General features: G+C 32.3%; 17 protein-coding genes, 1 pseudogene and 1 other annotated feature. Of the genes and pseudogenes, 11 read left to right on the forward strand and 7 right to left on the reverse strand.

What is annotated here, in order from left to right; translation table 11 throughout:
• Positions 1-7: 7 nt before the first annotated feature.
• A complete protein-coding gene (guaB, locus tag EKN01_RS06955; protein WP_129045565.1) occupies positions 8-1,486 on the forward strand; it encodes an IMP dehydrogenase in 1,479 nt (492 codons plus the stop codon).
• A gap of 39 nt (positions 1,487-1,525) precedes the next feature.
• Here guaB and EKN01_RS06960 read toward each other — a convergent pair whose 3' ends face one another.
• A complete protein-coding gene (locus EKN01_RS06960) occupies positions 1,526-2,188 on the reverse strand; it encodes a YoaK family protein (protein ID WP_129045566.1) in 663 nt (220 codons plus the stop codon).
• A 116-nt stretch (positions 2,189-2,304) separates the two neighbouring features.
• On the opposite strand from EKN01_RS06960, the gene EKN01_RS06965 reads away from it, so the two are divergent.
• Together EKN01_RS06965 and EKN01_RS06970 are read left to right on the forward strand one after the other, a co-directional pair.
• A complete protein-coding gene (locus EKN01_RS06965) occupies positions 2,305-3,015 on the forward strand; it encodes a demethylmenaquinone methyltransferase (protein ID WP_129045567.1) in 711 nt (236 codons plus the stop codon).
• Positions 3,016-3,069: 54 nt separating this feature from the next.
• Positions 3,070-3,921, forward strand: coding sequence for an aldo/keto reductase (locus EKN01_RS06970; RefSeq protein WP_129045568.1), 852 nt, complete (start codon positions 3,070-3,072; stop codon positions 3,919-3,921).
• Between the two features lie 30 nt (positions 3,922-3,951).
• On the opposite strand, the gene EKN01_RS06975 is transcribed toward EKN01_RS06970, so the two are convergent.
• Complete coding sequence (locus EKN01_RS06975) at positions 3,952-5,319, reverse strand: amino acid permease (RefSeq protein WP_099974023.1); 1,368 nt, start codon at positions 5,317-5,319, stop codon at positions 3,952-3,954.
• Between the two features lie 162 nt (positions 5,320-5,481).
• Here EKN01_RS06975 and EKN01_RS06980 point away from each other — a divergent pair, with 162 nt between their 5' ends.
• The gene (locus EKN01_RS06980; protein WP_129045654.1) at positions 5,482-6,117 is read left to right on the forward strand and encodes an HD domain-containing protein; all 636 of its coding nucleotides are present in this window, start codon (positions 5,482-5,484) and stop codon (positions 6,115-6,117) included.
• Positions 6,118-6,121: 4 nt separating this feature from the next.
• On the opposite strand, the gene EKN01_RS06985 is transcribed toward EKN01_RS06980, so the two are convergent.
• Entirely contained in the window at positions 6,122-6,913 is a 792-nt protein-coding gene (locus EKN01_RS06985) for a hypothetical protein (RefSeq protein WP_129045569.1), read from the reverse strand.
• Positions 6,914-7,012: 99 nt separating this feature from the next.
• On the opposite strand from EKN01_RS06985, the gene EKN01_RS06990 reads away from it, so the two are divergent.
• The 5 genes from EKN01_RS06990 to EKN01_RS07010 all read left to right on the forward strand — a co-directional run bounded on the left by EKN01_RS06990 (position 7,013) and on the right by EKN01_RS07010 (position 15,349).
• Entirely contained in the window at positions 7,013-9,127 is a 2,115-nt protein-coding gene (locus EKN01_RS06990) for a M13 family metallopeptidase (protein ID WP_164966381.1), read from the forward strand.
• Between the two features lie 105 nt (positions 9,128-9,232).
• The gene (locus tag EKN01_RS06995) at positions 9,233-11,377 is read left to right on the forward strand and encodes a M13-type metalloendopeptidase (RefSeq protein WP_164966382.1); all 2,145 of its coding nucleotides are present in this window, start codon (positions 9,233-9,235) and stop codon (positions 11,375-11,377) included.
• A gap of 96 nt (positions 11,378-11,473) precedes the next feature.
• Positions 11,474-13,024 carry a glutamine-hydrolyzing GMP synthase gene (gene guaA, locus EKN01_RS07000; RefSeq protein ID WP_129045572.1) on the forward strand — a complete coding sequence of 517 codons (1,551 nt, stop codon included), beginning with the start codon at positions 11,474-11,476 and terminating at the stop codon, positions 13,022-13,024.
• 117 nt (positions 13,025-13,141) lie between these two features.
• A complete protein-coding gene (locus EKN01_RS07005; protein ID WP_129045573.1) occupies positions 13,142-13,903 on the forward strand; it encodes an ABC transporter ATP-binding protein in 762 nt (253 codons plus the stop codon).
• A gap of 732 nt (positions 13,904-14,635) precedes the next feature.
• Positions 14,636-15,349, forward strand: coding sequence for an ABC transporter permease (locus EKN01_RS07010; RefSeq protein ID WP_129045574.1), 714 nt, complete (start codon positions 14,636-14,638; stop codon positions 15,347-15,349).
• A gap of 49 nt (positions 15,350-15,398) precedes the next feature.
• Here the strand turns inward: EKN01_RS07010 and EKN01_RS07015 are convergent, their stop codons facing one another.
• The 3 genes and pseudogenes from EKN01_RS07015 to EKN01_RS07025 form a co-directional block, all read right to left on the reverse strand.
• The gene (locus tag EKN01_RS07015) at positions 15,399-16,271 is read right to left on the reverse strand and encodes a M57 family metalloprotease (protein ID WP_129045575.1); all 873 of its coding nucleotides are present in this window, start codon (positions 16,269-16,271) and stop codon (positions 15,399-15,401) included.
• Positions 16,272-16,381: 110 nt separating this feature from the next.
• Positions 16,382-16,792: pseudogene (locus EKN01_RS07020) on the reverse strand (peptide deformylase).
• Positions 16,792-17,064 carry a zinc ribbon domain-containing protein gene (locus EKN01_RS07025; RefSeq protein ID WP_129045576.1) on the reverse strand — a complete coding sequence of 91 codons (273 nt, stop codon included), beginning with the start codon at positions 17,062-17,064 and terminating at the stop codon, positions 16,792-16,794. Before EKN01_RS07025 ends, EKN01_RS07020 begins: the two are co-directional and overlap by 1 nt.
• 174 nt (positions 17,065-17,238) lie before the next feature.
• On the opposite strand from EKN01_RS07025, the gene EKN01_RS07030 reads away from it, so the two are divergent.
• Both EKN01_RS07030 and EKN01_RS07035 read left to right on the forward strand, forming a co-directional pair.
• The gene (locus EKN01_RS07030; RefSeq protein ID WP_164966384.1) at positions 17,239-17,961 is read left to right on the forward strand and encodes a DUF975 family protein; all 723 of its coding nucleotides are present in this window, start codon (positions 17,239-17,241) and stop codon (positions 17,959-17,961) included.
• A 58-nt stretch (positions 17,962-18,019) separates the two neighbouring features.
• A complete protein-coding gene (locus EKN01_RS07035; protein ID WP_129045578.1) occupies positions 18,020-18,721 on the forward strand; it encodes a DUF975 family protein in 702 nt (233 codons plus the stop codon).
• 233 nt (positions 18,722-18,954) lie between these two features.
• Here the strand turns inward: EKN01_RS07035 and asnA are convergent, their stop codons facing one another.
• Positions 18,955-19,962, reverse strand: coding sequence for an aspartate--ammonia ligase (asnA, locus tag EKN01_RS07040; RefSeq protein ID WP_129045579.1), 1,008 nt, complete (start codon positions 19,960-19,962; stop codon positions 18,955-18,957).
• Positions 19,963-20,016: 54 nt separating this feature from the next.
• Positions 20,017-20,265 (reverse strand) — a binding site (T-box leader).
• Positions 20,266-20,289: the final 24 nt, after the last annotated feature.

Genomic DNA, 20,289 nt, shown 5'->3' on the forward strand with positions numbered 1-20,289 from the left:
ATAGGGTATGTCAGCGTGGGAAACAAAATTTGATCGTAAGGGTTTTACTTTTGATGATGTTTTATTAGTTCCGGCGGAAAGTCATGTTCTGCCAAATGATGTGGATCTTTCAGTGCAGTTAGCTAAGAATATTCTTTTGAAAACTCCAATTATTAGTGCAGGTATGGATACGGTTACTGAAGCTAATATGGCTATAGCTATGGCTCGACAAGGTGGACTAGGTGTTATTCATAAGAATATGTCCATTGAAAAACAAGCTGAAGAAGTTCAGAAAGTTAAGCGTTCTGAAAATGGTGTTATTGTAGATCCTGTATTTTTGACAGCAGATTCTATTGTTGCAGAGGCAGATGAGCTTATGCACAAATATCATATTAGTGGTGTTCCGATTGTTTCAAATATCGAAGATCAAAAACTAGTAGGAATTATAACAAATCGCGATTTGAGATTTGTCGATGATTACTCAGTATCTATCGATTCAGTTATGACACATGAAACATTAGTTACAGCACCAGTTGGAACAAGTATTGAGGAAGCAAATGCTATTCTTCAACAGAATCGTATTGAAAAACTACCATTAATTTCTGAAGATGGAAAACTTGGTGGTTTAATAACTATTAAGGATATTGAAAAAGTTCAAGAATTTCCTAATGCTGCCAAAGATACATATGGTAGATTGCTAGTAGCGGCAGCGGTTGGTGTGACAAGTGACACATTTGACCGTGCTAAGGCACTGTTAGATGCAGGAGCAGATGCAATTGTTATCGATACAGCTCATGGACATTCAGCTGGTGTTCTTAGGAAGATAGCTGAAATTCGTGATACATTCACCGAAGCTACTCTAATTGCTGGTAACGTAGCGACTTCTGAGGGTACTCGTGCATTGTATGATGCTGGTGTTGATGTTGTAAAAGTAGGTATAGGACCAGGATCTATTTGTACAACAAGAATTGTTGCCGGTGTTGGTGTACCTCAACTTACAGCAATTTATGATGCAGCAAGTGTTGCAAGAGAATATGGCAAAACAATTATTGCTGATGGTGGTATCAAGTTTTCAGGAGATATTGTCAAAGCAATGGCAGCCGGTGGAAATGCTGTAATGCTAGGATCAATGCTAGCTGGAACTGACGAATCACCCGGAGAATTTGAAGTTTTCCAAGGAAGAAGATTCAAATCTTACCGTGGAATGGGTAGTTTAGCCGCTATGTCTGAAGGTTCATCAGATAGATACTTCCAAAGCGGTGTCAACGAAGCTAAAAAGCTTGTTCCTGAAGGAATTGAAGGTCGAGTTGCAGCAAAAGGTGCTGTTGGCGATGTGATTTATCAATTACTTGGTGGTGTTAGATCAGGAATGGGATATGTTGGAGCTGGTGATTTAATTTCACTACAAGACGCACAATTTATCCAAATTTCAAATGCAGGTTTAACTGAGTCACATCCACATGATGTAACTATAACTAAAGAAGCTCCGAACTATTCTAGAGAATAATAAAAAAGACTATCTATACTTAGTAGATAGTCTTTTTGTTTATACAGATGCTCTTTCTTTCAACAGCATGAAGAGCGCAGAACACAAGATAACAACATCAAAGAAAATAGCGTAATTACCAACATAATGAACCAATACAGCATTGATGATTATTCCTATAAAAAAGGAACTAATTACCCTAATTGTTCGCCAACTTCGACGAATAAACTTGGGATCTTTTTCGACAAACCCCTTAACGAAGAATTGACCAACGTTTTTAATATTTCCGGTCATCATTAGAGTATTTAGTGGCATATCGTGCAATTTATTAAAAGTAACAAATTGTACTGCTGCTGTGAAAGATACGATTAAACTAGTAACAATAATGGGTACAAAATTAGTTATAATACCAACAATTAGCAAAGCTACTATTTCAAATATCATTACATTTGATTGATGACGAACTTTTTTATTGTGAATTTTTAACTGAAGAAGTGTAGTAATAGCTGCACCTAAACAGAAAATTAAAATCGGCCACAAATGGTTAAAAGCATCCCCAAATTTGAGCTGTGCTAGATTGATACCCAGTAAAATTAGGTTACCTGTTTGCATAGTGGCAAAGACACCATTATGTGTTAAATAAGTGTATGTATCAATTCCCCCAGCGGTAATTGCTAATATCTGGGCAAATAGAGTTCTTTCGTAAATTGGAAATTTAGACATTATAAATACCTCGTAAATAATATTACGCCAAATAAACAAATTTTCCAAAATAACTTAGACGTTTCATTAATAACAGACTATAATTTGTATAAGCAAAATTATAGGTGGTTATAAAAATGACTATTACTAATAAAACACCAACTTCAGATGTACGAGATATCTTTAATGAAGTAGCGAAAAATTACGATCGTATGAACAATGTTATAACATTAGGAATGCAGAAAAAATGGCGCAAAAAATCCATGGTTCCAATAGATTTGACAGAAGGTCAAATTGCACTCGATGTTTGTTGTGGTACTGGTGACTGGACAATTGAATTGGCAAAATTAGTAGGTCCATCAGGTCATGTCTATGGTGTGGATATTAGTCCTGAAATGATTGAAATTGCACGTAGGAAAATCATCAAACAAGGATTGGATGACAGAATAACTCTAATTGAGGGTGATGCTATGAATTTGCCTGTAGAAGAAAATTATTTTGATGTTGCCACGATAGGATTTGGTTTGAGAAATGTTCCAGATGCTCAAGCTGTGCTACAAGAAATGAAAAAAGCTGTTCATGAAAATGGAAAAGTTGTTTGTTTGGAGACTTCTAAGCCAGATAACTTAATAGTAAAACCTCTTTGGAAAATGTATTTTGCTATGGTACCAATTTTCTCTAAGTTACTAGTTAATAATTATGATAATTATGCCTATTTGAAGAATACAGCTGAAGAATTTTTATCAGCTGATCAGTTAAGTGAGTTATTTTCTGAGATTAATTTTAAAAATGTAGAATATCAAAAACTATTTTTTGGAGCTGCAGCTGTTCATACCGGGACGAAATAATTGACTATAATAAATTTAGTGCTAATATTTCCAATTATCTTGAAGGATTAATCTATGAAAAATGTAAAGTTAAACAATGGTGTTGAAATTCCAATTCTAGGTTTTGGAACATATCAAATAACTGATCCTAAAGAAGCAGAGGCTTCAGTTGCAAGTGCTCTAAAAGTGGGTTACAGACATATTGATACTGCTCAAGGTTACCAAAATGAAGAAGCAGTCGGAAAAGCTATAAATAATTCCGGAATTGACCGTTCTGAAATTTTTGTAACTACAAAAGTTTGGGTTCAAAACATTAGTTATCAAGGTGTAAAAGATTCAATGGAATTGTCTTTTAAAAAGTTGAATTTAGATTATATTGATATGGTTCTATTACACCAACCATATAACGATTCTTACGGTGCATGGCGCGCTTTAGAAGAATTGCAAGAAGAAGGAAAAATTCGTGCAATTGGAGTATCCAACTTTTCAATTGATAAAACAGTTGATCTAGCAGAATTCAATAAAGTTACTCCACAAATGAATCAAATCCAAATCAATCCTTTTTATCAAAGAAAGGAAGCAATTGAAGCTTTTAAGGCAGAAGGAATCATGTTAGAAGCATGGGCACCATTTGCTGAAGGAAAGAATAATATCTTTAGTAATGAAGTATTGCAGTCTATTGGCGACAAGTACAATAAGTCAATTGCGCAAGTCATTGAACGTTGGTTAGTTGAGCAAGATATTGTTGTTTTAGCTAAATCAACACATGAAGATAGAATGAGAGAGAATTTTGATATATTTGATTTTGAATTAGATGATGACGATAAACAAAAAATATCTAGCATCAAACAAGAAAGTTTATTCTTTTCACATAATGATACTGATATCATCAAACGTATGGCAAGTTATCATATAGATAATATATAAAAAAAACCTACCCATAAGGGTAGGCTTTTTTTAATTTGCACGTCTTTCTTTTACAAAGAAAATGATTGTCATAACAATTAAGAAGACAACACCAACTAGTAATGAGACGATTGTTTCAGGATTTAGGAACATGAAGATTAGAATGATTGCCAGTGCGACAATTGCTAAGTAGTTTGCAACTGGGAAGAATGGCATTTTAAAGGGATGTCCCTTTAATTGATCAGGGTGCAATTTTCTGAATTTTAAATCAGAAACTAAAATAACAAACCATGGAACCATACCTGGTAAGACACTGGAACTGTAGACAATAACAAAGACGTTACCTGATGTGTGAGAAATAAGTGGTAATAAATAATTCAAAATTAAACCGATTAAAATACCAACTGAAATAGCTATAACTGATACATATGGAACTTTATTTTTTGAAAGATTTGTAAATACTTTTGGTAAACGATGTTCTTCACCAAGAGTGAACAGCATTCTACTTGAACTAAAGATACCAGAGTTACAGCCAGACATAGCAGCTGTTAACATAACAAAGTTAATAATTTCAGCGGCAAATGTGATACCAACTTTTGCAAATGTTTCGACAAAAGGTGATCCCATTGTATCTAATTGATCCCATGGATAAATAGATACGATAACAAAAATAGCACCTATATAGAATATTAAAATTCTACCAACAATTGATTTGATGGCCTTGATAATATTTGCTTGTGGATTTTCGGCCTCACCGGCTGTAATACCGATAACTTCGATACCTTGATATGAAGCAACAACGATAGATAAAGCAAAGATAAATCCTTTGACACCACCAGTGAAGAAACCACCATGTGTCCAAAGATTACTGATACCGACAGGATGTCCACCGTTACCAAAACCAAATACAATAACTAGTAAACCTAGAACAATCATTAGAATAATTGTTACAACTTTTATTAAAGCAAACCAAAATTCTAGTTCCCCATAAGCTTTAACTGTTACTAAGTTAGCGATACAAAGTGTTACAACAACAACTACACCAGCAATCCAGTGCGGAAGATTTGGCCACCAAAAGGCTAGATATGTACCAACCGCGATAACCTCACTGATACCAACAACTAAGTATTGAAAAACATTACTCCATGCAGTCAAATAACCTGCAAGAGGGTGAATATATTCTGTGGCAAACTTAGCAAATGAACCAGTTGATGGATCAACGTATAGCATTTCCCCTAATGCTCTCATAACTAAGTATAGAATTGCTCCTGCTAAAGCGTAGGCAAGCAATACTGATGGACCAGTCCATTTAATAGTTGAAGCTGATCCCATGAATAGTCCAACACCAATTGTTCCGCCAAGTGCAATCATCTGCATTTGACGGGATGTCAGGCTTCTATTTAATTCTTTTTCGTCCATTTTGAACCCCCCCTAATACTATGTTCACAAAAAGCGAACACCTGTATTTCTTATTTACTACATAATACCGTATTTATATAAAATGTATAGTAGTAATTACTATTGTATAAATAAATTGATTAAATATTAAATGATAGAATATACCTAATGAGGTAATAATTGATGGATATCGAAAACAAGTTAGTTCAATTTATAAAAAAATATATGAGTGAAGATCCAACTGGTCATGATGTTTATCATTCTAAAAGAGTCGCAAAAATGGCTAAAAAATTAGTAAATTTCGATAAATTAACATTGTCTGAAGAAGAAGTGAAGATACTTCTTTCAGCTAGTTATTTGCATGATGTGATTGATGATAAATTAACTGAAAGCAAAGATATTCGTATTAAAGAAGTTGAAAAATTCTTAGTCGATAATCATGTGGATGTAGATGCGGTTATGGATATTATATTAAACATGTCTTATTCCGATAATCTCAAAAATAAGAAGAAATTATCTACAATTGGTCAATACGTTCAAGACGCTGATCGCTTAGATGCGCTGGGTGCCATTGGAATTGCTAGAGCATTTGCTTATGGTGGACACAAAGGAAATTTGATTTATGATCCAGAAATTAATATAAAAAAAGACTTCGATAAAGAAACATATCGAAGTCAGAAAAGTACTAGTGTTAATCATTTTTATGAAAAACTATTCAAGCTAAAAGATTTGATGAACACAAATAGTGGTAAAAAAATTGCTGCTAAACGTACAGCATTCATGGAAGATTTTATAGCTGAGTTTAAAGAAGAGTGGTAAGAAGTTATTTGCGGGAAAATTTGTCATAGGGCTTTTTGTCATAGTAAGCCATGCTACGAGCTGCTAAGTACTTTGTATATTTTGTTTCATTCATACGTTTATTATCGTATTTTTGACGTTCCCAACCATAGTAGACTCTTTTTAGTTTGAATTTATTTACATATTTCTTGGGAATGTTAATTTCTTGTAGTTGATAGTCCACTAGCTTTAAATCTTGTTGTTCTCTTTGAGATTTTTCAAATTGTTTTTGCTGCTTTTTGCTGGTTGAATCAAGATTTGGGCGTCTATTCTGATAAGCTTTGATGTTTTGTTTTTGAATTTTTTGCATCTCATCAAAGGTGTAATTTCCTTTTGTATATTCTTGGTAGACATAATCATTAGTATCTTTTATTGTCTGCCATTCATCTTCCCAATCTAGATATTTCTCACGGTATTGTTTAAATGCAATATCGTTTTTTTGTTTCATTTCCTGATAAAGGTTGTCACGTTTTTGCAGAACGTCGTCACGAACAATATTGTAAGTAGAAACTTTAGCAGAAAAAACAATTAAATCGCCATTAAATAATTCTTTATCAATATACTGGAACATTCCCTTTGTGACATTGATCCACACATGATCAGCTACTAAATCCCTGTTTGAAAAATCATTGTTCAAGATGTGAATATCAGTAAGCAAGATAACAGGACTAGTATTACCGGTATTTTTATTATGTTTGTGTGTTAGTTTATTAAAAATTCCACTACAGAGGATTTTTTGACCAACAAATTTTGAAAGTTTTCTTCTAGAATCAGACATTAATAATCTCCTGATTTTTATTTATAAATTTAATTGTTTTAGAGCTATGTGTAGCATAGAATAAAGTTATGCATGGGATTAATGCAAAGGGGAATAATTATGAAACATAAAAATTCTATTTTAATTTGTGGAGGGGTTCTTGCGGCAATTTTTGGGTTATCTGTAACCTTGAATACTGCATACGCTGATGAAACAGCTGATAATTCAACGGTTTCAACGGAGAATGTTCAAAACAACACTCTAGTAGACAATAATACTATTGAAACTAGAAGTTTCAATCAGATAACTTATCCAGGTGGAGATTGGAATATTGATCCTACTGATGCAACACCTAACAATAATTACTATTATTATGTTAATGCTCAGTGGCTAGAAGATAATCAGGCTTCTGATGACAAACCGGAAACTGGAATTAATCAAGATACTCAGATGGATGTGAGCGACCAACTTGATACAGATATTCAGGAAATTCAAAGTGGCCAAATTAACGATGTATCTGACGGAATGAAACATGCAGTGGAATTTTATACTTATCTTCAAAATACATATGGTGTTGATGATCCTAATGCATATAAGGCAATGATGTCGCAGCTTAACCAAATTAACGACTTAAAGGACATAGATGACTTTAACAATAATTTGAGTGCACTTTATAAATCTGGTCTTAATTTACCATTTAGTTTAAGATCTGATGCTGGTGTTGAGGACAGTTCACAGTACATTTTACACTTTGCAGCAGGATATCCAGTTTTTCCTCAACAAATACGTAACTGGGTTAATAAATCCAATATAGGGATGTCTATATATGCTCAAATGTCTAATAAGCTTTTGGGTTTAATTGGCTATGACTCAATCACTGCAAATAACATAGTGGCTAAAGCCATGAAGTATGATGAGCTACTAGCAAAGAATACCAATCAGGATATTTTTCAAAATGATCTAGCTGCTCAACCAGTACCAGATTATACAGTTAATTCAGATGATTTTATCAATAACTTCGATAGTTTAGATATAAACAAATTAATAACAGAAACATATGGTGCTACTGGTTCAAGATTTTCTATCGATGATTTGGAAGGTTACAGACATATAAATGATTTGATAAATCCAAATACATTTGATGAAATGAAATCATGGATGGTTGTTAATAATCTAGTTCAAAATGCTGAGTTATTAGGATCAAAGGCACAACAAATTTATCATAATAACAATTTATATTCTGAATTTGATGCGCAAGATTCAGAAGATTTCGCAAATGAAAATTTGTATAATTACTATGGGTCTATTTTAAGTAATTATTATGGATCTAAATACACATCAGATCAAACTATTGCCGGTGCTACCAAAATGGTTACCGATATTAACCAGGCATTTGCTCATAGGTTAGAAAGTAATACTTGGCTTAGTCAATCAACCAAAAACAATGCAATTGCTAAACTTAATAAAATGGCAATCAAGATTGGATATCCAACTCAAGTGACTGATAGTTACTCAGATGTTAATTTTGATCAATATATTCCACTTATAACGATTATTGATAATTTAAATCAAATCGATATTGAAAATAGTATCGAAAGTTTTAGTAAACCAGTTGATAGATCTATTTGGACAATGGGGAGCTATGAAGTAAACGCCCAGTACGATTCATCAAGAAATGAGATAACAATACCTTCAGCACAAATTTCTAAAGCATTTTACGATGTTGATGGAAACTCTAGTGAAAATTACGGTGCACTGGGAGCAACTATTGGTCATGAAATTTCTCATGCATTCGATAATATCGGGGCATTATATGATGCAGATGGTAATTTAAACAATTGGTGGACAGATAATGATTTCGCTAATTTCCAAGATATTGTCCAAAAAATGTCTGTTGAATACAATAATATCCCTTATAATTCTACTGTATTAGATGGCTATAAATCAGTTGGTGAAAATATGGCAGATAATAGCGGCTTAGTAATTGCTTTAGATGTCGCAAAAAAACAACCTGATTTTAATATCAATAAATTCTTCGAGTCATGGGCAAAATCATGGCAGTACAGTGCACTTCCTATAATTGATCAAATGTATGCAATTATGGATGAACATATCCCAGGACCTGTTCGTGTTAATGTAACGTTACAGAATATGGATGATTTTTATAAAACATATAATATTAAAAAGGGTGATGCTATGTGGCTTGATCCTGAAAAAAGAATTACTATTTGGTAAAAGGTTGCTCATTGAGCAGCCTTTTTTATTAATATATTTGTTTTTACGTATAGCGAGGAATAAAATATAAATTATAACTTTAATAAATTAATGGGGGTATTAATTATGAAGCACAAGGGGAGTATATTCATTTGTGGTACAGCATTAGCAATTATATTGGGGCTGTCTGTAGAGATACAAACAGTAAATGCTGAGACTGTTATACAAGATCCAAAGGTAGCAGTTGTAAGTAATGACAACAATGTAGCTGTCTCAGATGATCAAACAACAACTGATCAAGACACAACTAGTCAAGTTACATCAGATGATCAATATGCCGGTGGTGACTGGAGTGTTGATCCATCAACCGCAACACCACAAGAAAATTTTTATTACAACGTCAACGGTCAATGGTTAAGTTCTGCTCAAATACCCGAAGGCCAGGCGTCTACTGGTGCTATGGATGAAATTCAAGATAACATTGATAAAGAGATGATGTCATCTTTGGAAAATATGGCCAATGGTAATCAAAAAGTTACAAGTTCACAAATCCAACAAGCTGTCGATTTTTACAAATTAGCAACAACTGGAAATAAAGACACAGATAAAAATTATAGTGACATTAATGCTGACTTACAAAAAGTTGCTGCTTTAAATAATTATGACGATTTAAATAATGCATTACTTGAATTAAGCAACGACAATATTAGTTTGCCCTTCAATTATAGTCTTGAGGCAAATTATAATAATTCCAACCAAGTTGTTCTAAACTTTTCACCAGCCGCAAATATTTTGCCGGATTCTTCATATTACGATACAGACAATGATGATGGAATTATCATGCTTTCTAGATATTCTGAATCAGCAACTAATTTACTTAAGTTATTAGGATATAGCAGCGATGAAGCTTCTACTATGGTTGATCAAGCAATGGACTTTGATCGCCAAATTTATAGTAATTTAATTACAAATAGCATGGATAATGTAGATAATACAACTGATGCAAAACCCTATAATTATGTTTCAAATAGTGATTTTGTAGATAATTTTACTAATTTAAAAGTTGGAGATTTTTTAAATTCATTATTCACAAATAAAAGTAATGTTATAGATGTTTCTGATACTAGTTACTACAATAAATTCAACAATCTTGTTAGTCTTAAGAATTTTGACAATTTAAAATCTTGGATGATAGTTACAACATCTATGAGTGATGGTGCGTATTTGGGAGAAGATGCACTTCAAGCAGTAGCTCCTTTTGAAGAAAAAGTTAGTGGTCTTGATGAACTTCCTAGTCTTGATAGTATGGTATACGATTGGACTAGTTCGATGTTTGATCAAACTTTAAGTCAATATTATGGACAAAATTATTTTGGCGAATCAGCTAGAGCAGATGCTACAAAATTAATAGATAATATCTTGTCTGTCTATAAAGACCGTCTACAAAACAATACTTGGTTAAGTGATGCAACTAAGAAAAATGCTATTACAAAATTGAATAACATTAAACTTAAAGTTGCTTATCCTGATAATGTTGATGACATCTATAGTAAGGTTAAAATTTCTCAAGATGAATCTTTATACAATGTTATAAAGGATTTAAATAAAGCAAGTCAGGAAAGTATGATTTCCGACTATAATAGAGCATTCGACAAGTCAAAATGGACCATGCCTAGTTTTCAAGTAAATGCACAGTATGATCCACAAAATAACGATGTAACTATTCCAGCAGCTATATTACAGAGTCCATTTTACTCATCATCTCAATCAAGTAGTTCTAATTATGGTGCCATTGGTGCCGTTATCGGACATGAAATAACACATGCTTTTGATAATAGTGGGGCAATGTTCGATGCTAATGGAAACTATAATAATTGGTGGACAGAAGAAGATCAGTCTAAGTTCCAAGAACTAGTTGATAATATGGCAAATGAATATGATGGTATTCCTTATGCAGACGGAACAGTTGATGGATATCAAACTGTTGGCGAGAACATTGCAGACAATGGTGGTCTTAATGTCGCATTTGCAGCAGCTCAAAAGGAAAGTGATTTTAGTGCTAAAGAGTTCTTTGAATCATGGGAGAAGGCTTGGAGATATAAGACAACCAATGATCATGCAAATATACTATTAACTGTTGATCCTCATGCACCAGCACCAATTAGAGGAAATGTTGCTGTACAAAATTTTGATGATTTCTACAAAACATTCGATATCAAACCAGGAGATGCAATGTGGCTTGATGAAGCAGATCGCGTCAATATTTGGTAAAAAGACCCTTTTGAGGTCTTTTTTTGTATAAATGATGACAAAAAGTCTTATTTCATATACAATTATTAGAACAATTCTTTCAAGGGGGACAATGATTTGAGCAAAAACTGGCCAGAAGCAGATAGCATTATTGTTTTGGATTATGGTAGTCAATATAATCAACTGATTACTCGCCGTATTCGTGATATTGGGGTGTATTCTGAGTTATTACCAAACACTATTACAGCAGCAGAAATTAAAGAAATTAATCCTAAAGGTATTATCCTTTCAGGTGGCCCAATGAGTGTTTATGACAAGGATGCATTCACACTAGATCAAGAAATCTATGATTTGGGTATACCTATGCTAGGTATTTGTTATGGAATGCAACTTATGTCATATAACCTTGGTGGTAAGGTAGAATCAGCTGATAATCGTGAATACGGAAAAGCTGATATTGAGGTTCTAAAACAAGATTCACCACTTTTCAAAGACTTACCAAAAGATCAAGTTGTTTGGATGTCACATGGTGATTTAGTTCGCGAAGCACCTGCAGGATTTGATGTTATTGCTACCAGCAAGAATGCTCCTATCAGTGCCATTGGAAACAATGAACGTAAAATGTACGGTGTTCAATTCCATACAGAAGTTCGCAATACAGAATACGGAATGGATATTCTAAAGCACTTTGCATTTGATATCTGTGAAGCAGAATCAAATTGGACTATGGAAGATTTTATCAATCAACAAATTGAAGAAATTCGTTCAACTGTTGGTGATAAAAAAGTTCTTCTAGGATTATCTGGTGGAGTAGATTCATCTGTTGTGGGTGTACTGTTAAATAAAGCTATCGGTGATCAATTGACATGTATCTTTGTTGATCACGGTCTTTTAAGAAAGAACGAAGCAGATGAAGTAATGGCTAGTCTAGAAGGTAAATTTGGACTAAATATTATTAAAGTAGATGCTCAAAAACGCTTCTTAGATAAATTAGCAGGCGTTACAGACCCTGAAAAGAAACGTAAAATTATTGGAAATGAATTCATTCAAGTATTTGATGATGAAGCATCAAAACTAAATGGAATGGAATTCCTAGCTCAAGGAACTTTATATACAGATATTATCGAATCTGGAACAAGTACAGCTCAAACAATTAAGTCACATCATAACGTAGGTGGACTTCCTGAAGATATGCAATTCAAACTAATCGAACCTCTAAACACATTGTTTAAAGATGAAGTTCGTGCGCTTGGCGAAGAAATGGGTATGCCTCATGATCTAGTATGGAGACAACCATTCCCAGGACCTGGATTAGGAATTCGTGTTATCGGTGAAGTTACCGAAGAAAAACTTAAAGTAGTACGTGATAGTGACTTAGTTCTACGTGAGGAAATCAAAAAAGCTGGACTAGATCAAGAAATCTGGCAATATTTCACAGTTCTACCTGGAATTCGCTCAGTAGGTGTCATGGGTGACGGAAGAACATACGATTATACAATCGGTATTCGCGCAGTTAATTCAATTGATGGAATGACTGCTGACTTTGCTCAAATACCTTGGGATGTTTTACAAGCTATCTCAGTAAGAATGGTCAATGAAGTTGATCATATCAACCGTGTAGTGTATGACATTACAAGTAAGCCACCTTCAACAATTGAGTGGGAATAATAAAAGCCTAGAGAATATTCTCTAGGCTTTTTTGTTTATAAAATAAATATATTTGCATTTTATTGTTTACTGATTAACTATAGAGTCAAGATATTCTAATTCATTGGGGTGAATTATATGAATAATATAGTTTCGGTAAAAAATTTGAGTAAATCTTTTAAAAATAACGGATCAACTTTTAAAGCGGTTGATAATATATCTTTTGATATAAGTACAGGTTCCATAGCTGCGATAATTGGACCAAACGGTGCGGGAAAAACCACAACAATCAAGATAATAGGTGGATATTTGTTACCTACTTCTGGAGAAGTATTTATAGCTGGTGATAAGAAATCATATTCTTCAAATCGACAGAATATCAATGTCGGAATCTCTTTAGGTGGAGAAAATGGATTTTATGATAGATCTACTGCCTATCAAAATTTAAAGTTTTTCGCTGCTTTGAAAAAAATTCCCAGGAAAGATCAAACTGCTGAAATTGATAGAGTTTTGGAATTAGTAAATTTAACTAATGTCAAAAATGAAAATGTTTATCAATATTCAAAAGGTATGAAGCAGAGACTACAGATAGCACGTGCTTTATTAGGAAGTCCAAAACTATTGATGTTGGATGAGCCGACTTCTGGCTTAGATGTAGAATCTGCTAGAGATTTACAAAATAATATTCAAAAATCTTTGTCCAAAGATAGGGCAATAATTCTGACTAGTCATACTATGTCTGAAGTCGAACGCTTAGCAGATCAATTAATAGTTATTGGATCAGGGGAAGTTTATTATAACGGTCCAACATCTGAGTTTAAGAAATTTGTTGGTGTTGATGAAAATTTATCACTGGAAGAAACGTATTTACAAATTTCTGATGAATTGAAAAGGGTATAAAATATGAATACACTTCAAATATTAAACTTCCACTTAAAACAAATATTGAAAGAGAGATTTTATTTCTGGAATGTGTTTAATCAAACGGTATCATTTTTCTTACTTCAATATGTTATAACCTTTCAAGCAAAAAATATCGATTTTAATTATATATTTCTACGATCAGCAATAATCGGATTATGGAGTTCTTGTATATTAAGTGCAGGAGCTATAGGTTATCAAAGATATCAAGGAACACTTTTATATATATTAAATAATAATATTAGTGATATTAAGTCTATAATCACAGTGATTGTACCCACTAGTATAATTGGGCTATTGTCTTTTCCAATATCTTATATATTGTCGATCTTATTAGGTCATGGAATTGAACTAAATTACTCAGAAATTTTAGGGGTAGTTTTGTTTTGGATAGGAGCAGTCGTTATATCAATACTTATTTCGTTTATATTTGTATTGAGCAGAAATGCTCAGATATATGAGGAACTCTTGTTGTTTCCAATTCTTATAATATCTGGATTATTCCCATTAAAAGTAATTCCCACCTATTTAAATCATTTAATTTCCTGGTTGATACCAATCTCAGCACCATTGAAAATTATGCAGTCAGGGGTTAATTTCCAATTCCTAATTCAATTTTTGACGTCCGTAATTATATGGATTTTATTTGAAACAATAATTTCAAAATATATTTTTAGTTCTTATAAAAATGGGAAATTGGAGCTAATATAAATGATAGTTGTATTAAAATCAATTGGGATATTTGATAATATCAAGACATTCTTAGTCCAATTTCTAATTTTGCCATTTTTTAGTGTATTATTCTTTTTTCTATTAGGAAATACATATTTGACTGCTAATCAAAACAGTAGTTATAACACTATAATGGTAACAATATTTATAACGGCTATGATAATCATCATTACTTCAATGACTAGATCTTTTATAACGGAGTTAAGTTCAAAAATATTTGCTCAAGAAATTATTTTAAATCCATTTTCAGGTTATTATTGGATTAATAAATGTTTAGTTGGAATGATAGTTGGTCTGTTTTCAATCTTTTTTAATTTGATACCTTTTTATATTATTTTTCATCTCGATATTCAAAATATAAGAGCCTTTATAATATCGGCAATCCTATGCGTATTTACAGGGATAGTTTTTGGAGTTTTGTCTATTGCTATTTCAATGGGTACAAATAATCCATTCCTCTTCTCAAATTTTATCGGTTCATATGGATTATTATTTACTGGTATTTATTTCTCTACCAATTTGTATCCATCAGTACTGAAAATAGTCAGTAGATTATTGCCATTTTCTTATATCGCTGATTTTTATAGATCAAACAATATTGTTTATTTTTACTGGTCGATAATAATAGACTTCTTGTATCTAATATTGTTTGTATTTATTTATAAGGTCAACTTGAAAAGGTTAAAAAAATGATAAATTGGAAATAAAAAAGTCACGAAGAATTTTCTTCGTGGCTTTTTTATTAATATAGATCATTTTCTGAGATGTATTGGTTATTTCCCACTTGATAGTAGGACGTATTCGTTTCGATATTTAGATAACCTGTTTTAACTGCCCAAGAAGAGTATGCTGGGACAACGCCAACTTTTTTACTATCTTTATTTACAATAGCTGAATCCCATTTTGTAGTTCTAACAAATGTATTGTTAGAGATGTTATCGTTGTACTTTGCACCTGGGAAGTATAGTGAGTATAGTTTTTGCAAATCATAATCGTGTAGAGAATATCCAAGGTCGGATGAATGATCTGTTAATTGATAGTACATAACAGATGTTGTTTCTAATGATGGATCAGTTTCATCATCTAAACCTAGTGCGTGACCAGTTTCGTGTGTTGCTGTGTGAACCATATCTTCAGTTGTTTGTGTTTCACCATTGTAAGATAAGCTGATTTCACTAGAAATTATTTGATAAGCATTTCCTGAAGGATAGTAAGATAACATTGTTTCACCCGCTAAATCATCAGTGATTTCAGCTGTTGAACTTGTATAAACAATTTGAGCACTATCAGGGTCAGAAGTAGTGACAAAATTTAAAAATCCTGAAGTTTCCCAAGCACCCAAAGCATATTTAATAGCTGTAACTTGTGAAAATGGAAGTTTTGGATCAATATAAACTTTGATATTTTGCAGTGAGTTCAGACGTGCAGGTAAGTTATTGTAAGAACGCTTTACATCTTGATTAGACTTTTGATTTGTCTTAGGATCAATAATTGTAATTTTTACGTCTCTTGAAGCAGCAGCTACCTTTGTAGTTGAGATTATTGCTGTGCTAGCAATAGATATTGCAACAGTGGCAGCAGTAATAATCTTAATTAGTTTATTATTTTTAATAATGTGGTCCCCCCTTAGTTATATATAATTATATTTGAATAATAATTAATTTCAATAAAATATTTTATTAAAAAGATAATAAAAAAGAGGAATAACCAAATATTCCTCTCAAGCTAGATAATAATTCCATTGCAGTGGTCAATTTCATGCTGAATAATTTGAGCAATCCAATCAGAAAAATCTTGGGTATGTTCTATGAAATTGATGTCTAAGTATTTGACTTTGATATTTTGGTATCTTTTTGTGGGACGTTCGCCAGTTAGTGATAAGCAACCCTCACTAGTTTCGTAAATATTCTATTTAGATATTATAACAGGATTAATCATAGGTACAGAAGTATTTCCTAACTTAAAAACAATAATATTTTTGCTGATACCAATCATATTAGCTGCCATTCCGACACAATTATCAGAATGATATTCAAGTGTATCCATTAAATCATTAACAACATTTAGATCGTCCTTAGTTGCTGGTATTGATTTTTTAGATAGAAAATTTTCGTCAGTCATAATTGATTTAATCATTATTTGTTTTTTGATGCTTTCCAACGATCTAATCCCTTAATCTGCATAGGATAGAACATTTTTAGCATTGCCTTTTTGATAAAGTTATCGCTAGATTCATCAATTCCTTTTTTACCTCTAGAGATCATTTCTTCTATAGTAATGTCGGGTTCGATGAATTTTCCGTTTTCGTAGCAATAGTTACAATATTTAGATGATTTACTACCATCAGATTCTGTACCAAGATTTTCTGAATTTAGTGGCATACCACAACTTTGACAAAATTTTTCCATGTTTGATTCTCCTAGTTGAATTTAAATTTATTTTATCTGAAATTAGGAGTAAAGACTAATTATATTTGATAATTTAATAAAAATTGGAATGACATATAAATTTATTTATTAATATTTTAAACGCTTATGATATATTTAATAGTGATTTATATCAGTATTTATAAGGGGGATTTTATGGAACGACATTACAAGAGTCGTGCAGAACTAAAACAAGATGTTAAAAATATGTATAAAGGTAACTGGTTATACACAATTCTGCTAAATATAATACCTGGCATGATAGTTTTAGGAGCTATAAGAATTATAGAGGTGGTATTTTTGCCAATAAGCATCTTAATATCAGAACCGGTAAATAACGGTCAACCATTAGCAGTAATTATATTTATTCTTATATGTGTAGTGAATTTCATTATTGTAACAATAGGAATGATGCTAGTTTCTTACGGAGTAATGTTCACTCTTTTAGGGTGGTTGAGAGGTGAAAAAATCAACATGGATTCAGTATTTAATTCTGGATTTTCAGGTTTCTCACCTAAATATGTAAAAGGTAATATTATAATTGGAATTGAATCTTCCCTTTATTTTTATCTTTGGTCACTATTATTGGTTGTACCTGGAATAATTAAAATGATCTCGTACTCGCAAGCGATTTATTTGTATAAGGATTATATTGACGAAGGTAATAAAAAAGAATATAACTTTGGTGATTTTATAACTGAGAGCAGAAAACTTATGGATGGTCATAAATGGGAGTATTTTGTTTTGCAGCTTTCATTTTTAGGATGGTTCTTGCTTTCGATTCTTACATTGGGCATAGGTTTTATATGGTTAACACCATACATAAATGCAACAAATGCTAATTTTTATGATAATCTAAAATCTAAAAAAATTAATTAAATTTATAATATGTGTGATATATTTTATAAGTAATGTTTATTAAATAAGGGGGTTTACAATGGATTCTAATTTTAAAACTAGTGCATCACTAAAAAGTAGCGCTAAAGAAATTTTGCATGGCAACTGGAGTAAGGGAATCATACTTAATATTATTCCTACACTTTATTATATTTTTGTAGGAATTGGGACAGTAGCCTATACTTCTACATATAATTATTATGATCCCCAATCAGCTACTAATAGTACTAATTCTGCATTTGGAATAATAGTTTCTATTTTATTGGGAATTCTTACATCAGGAATAGTGTTTGTATTCATAGATTGGCTTAATACAAAGAATGCTCCAGAAACACCATTTAAGAGCGCGTTTGTTGCATTTACAAAGGATTATTTTGCAGGTTCATTCTTTATTCAATTATTAAACTATATATGGGTATTACTTTGGTCTATTCTTCTTATAGTGCCCGGAGTTATCAAGGCAATTGCCTACTCACAAGCAATGTTTATTTACAAAGACGCGGTTGAATCTGGAAATACATCTGATCATTATAGAGATTACATAACAAAGAGTCGTCAAATGATGGATGGAAACAAATGGAGATATTTTGTATTACAACTTAGTTTCCTTGGCTGGGATATCCTAGCATGGTTAACTTTAGGTATAGGATATATCTGGTTAGCACCGTATAAATCAGCTACTTTTGCTGCATTCTACCTTGATCTAAAAGAAAATCAAAATACTGCAGAAATCATAGATTAATTTCTATGATTTTTTTTATTTTCAAAAAATATTCATAGTTTTACAGAAAATAATTCTCATCTCTGTATCTATATATTCATAATTTCAAGTTATTATATAATCATAGTCAGATAAGAGAGATGGCTAATAGATTTTTTCATTAATATTCCCCCCTTAAATATTAATCCCCTCATAATTAACTTTCTCCCCAAAAGTTAAATAAAAAAGATGCCAAAAGGCATCTTTTTTTTGTTTTATAGAATATTAATTCCGTTCTTTTTACATTCTTCAATCATATCCGCTGGCCAAATACTTGCTTGAACTTCCCCAACATGTGCTTTTCCTAGTAACAACATACATAGACGTGATTGGCCAATTCCACCACCAATTGTGTAAGGTAGTTCTTCATTGATAATCATTTTATGGAATGGTAATTCCAGACGTGCTTCTTCATCAAGCTCTTTTAGTTGAGATAACATGGCATCTTTATCAACTCGAATTCCCATACTTGATACTTCGATAGCTTGGTTTAGAGGTTCATACCAGAACATGATATCTCCGTTTAGTTTCCAATCATCATAGTCGGGTGCTCGTCCATCGTGGCGTTCACCACTCTTTAATTTTCCACCAATTTGTTCTATAAATACTGCACCGTACTCTTTACAGATGGCATTTTCACGTTCTCTAGGAGTTAAATCAGGATATTTATCTTCTAATTCTTGTGTTGTAATAAAGTGAATTTCATCAGGCAACTTGTGAACTGTTTCTGGGAATTTGTACCAAACTTCATGTTCCATATGTTTGATAACTTTGAAAACTTCTCTAACTGTTTCTTCCAAGGTTTCTTTGGTACGTTCGTCTTTAGAAATCACTTTTTCCCAATCCCATTGGTCAACATAAATTGAGTGATAGTTATCCAAGTCTTCATCTTTACGGATAGCATTCATGTTTGTATACAATCCCTCATGTAGGTCAAATCCATATTCACCCAGAGCAAATCTTTTCCATTTTGCTAATGAATGGACGATTTCTATTGTATCGTCACCCATGTCTTTCATAGTGAAAGATACAGCCTGTTCAACTCCGTTCAAGTTATCATTTAAACCAGTAGATTTTTCTAAAAACATAGGTGCAGATAATCTAGACAGATTTAATTCTTTTCCAAATTCGTTTTGAAATGTTTCACGAATGTATCTTATGGCTTTTTGTGTATCCTTGATTGATAGTTTTGGATCATATGATTCTGGAATAATTAAGTTCATAATTTCAACCCCGCATTTAATTTTTCAAAATAAAAAAAGCCTTCCATCCCTGTGTATAGGGACGAAAGACTTTTCGCGGTACCACCCAAGTTGTCTATACCTAAATAGACCACCTCAATAAGAGTACTAACATACTCCTCCGAATGATAACGTACCGGTAACGTCTAGACCTACTAAGAAAACTTTTCAGCTAGAAACATTAGAAAGTGTTTTTCAAAATATTAAGTATCTGAATGAGTTCTCACTAATTCTCATTTCACTGTCAGCCCTAACATATCTACTTGTCTTTCTTGTTGTTATTTTATTTTGTGAACATATCATAGCATT

Source organism: Companilactobacillus metriopterae (genome assembly GCF_004117915.1).
GTDB lineage: Bacteria > Bacillota > Bacilli > Lactobacillales > Lactobacillaceae > Companilactobacillus > Companilactobacillus metriopterae.